This is a genomic window from Pseudomonas viridiflava, from assembly GCF_900602065.1.
Classification (GTDB): Bacteria; Pseudomonadota; Gammaproteobacteria; order Pseudomonadales; family Pseudomonadaceae; genus Aquipseudomonas.
On the sequence record NZ_UWFN01000257.1, the window covers coordinates 1 to 312 of the forward strand.

The 312-nt window shown below is 62.2% G+C and carries 1 protein-coding gene; it reads right to left on the minus strand.

Annotation, left to right across the window (positions count from 1 at the left end; translation table 11 throughout):
• Positions 1–101 precede the first annotated feature (101 nt).
• The coding region (locus EE949_RS13695; protein ID WP_163018871.1) for an EamA family transporter at positions 102–312 on the minus strand (211 nt) is incomplete at its 5' end.

A 312-nucleotide genomic window follows, 5' to 3' on the forward strand; every position in this document is an offset into this window, starting at 1 on the left:
CAGCAAGGGTTCGATCAGGCCGAGAGAGGCGAATGTCATGGGAATACCGTAGGAAAAATTCAGCGCAAGGCGCGCAGTTTACCCTGTCCGGCCCGCCTCGGTTAGCTTGTACGCGCTGAGACGGTTTCCTGAGGGGGCGGTCTGCGCCATTGCGGCAAGCCGATCAGCACCACCCCGCTGATGATCACCACCATCGCCAGGCACTCGGGCAGACCGATCGTTTCGCCCGCGAACACGACACCCAGCAACACCGCTACCGCAGGGTTGACGTAGGCATAACTGGTTGCCGCCGCCGGACGCACGTTCTTGAGC